At 35.7% G+C, this 625-nt stretch carries 1 pseudogene; it reads left to right on the forward strand.

The features are described from left to right. Nucleotides 1-625: pseudogene (locus IRT38_RS17445) on the forward strand (IS4-like element ISAba33 family transposase); the annotation flags it as partial.

The raw sequence follows: 625 nt of genomic DNA on the forward strand, positions 1-625 counted from the left end.
ACAACGCTTCTTTGCAGGTCAGTATTTTGATTATCGTCAAATTTCTCAGTTGATTTTCAATATGTTTTCATTCGACAAAGTGCAACTGACTTTAGATAGAACCAATTGGAAATGGGGAAAACGAGATATCAATATCTTGATGTTAGCCATCGTCTATCGTGGAATAGCGATACCTATTGTTTGGACATTGCTCAATAAACGTGGAAATTCAGATACAAAAGAGCGTATTGCTTTGATTCAACGCTTTATCTCTATTTTTGGTAAAGACCGTATTGTGAATGTGTTCGCAGACAGAGAATTTATCGGTGAGAAATGGTTTACATGGTTAATTGAAAATGACATCAACTTCTGTATACGTGTTAAAAAAACTTTATTGTGACCAATCACTTAGCCAGGAATCATAAAATTAGTGATTTATTTCGTCATCTTCAAGTTGGTCAAACTGAATGTCGTAAACGACGTATTTGGGTTGGTCGAGTGAAACTGTATATTAGTGCGCTACGATTAGAAGATGGGGAACTTTTACTTGTTGTTTCTCCTATGTTTAATGCTTCTGCTATTCGTGATTATGCATTACGCTGGGAAATCGAAACCTTATTTAGTTGTCTCAAAGGACGTGGATTCA

Source organism: Acinetobacter sp. SK-43, from assembly GCF_015351505.1.
Taxonomy (GTDB): Bacteria; Pseudomonadota; Gammaproteobacteria; order Pseudomonadales; family Moraxellaceae; genus Acinetobacter; species Acinetobacter junii.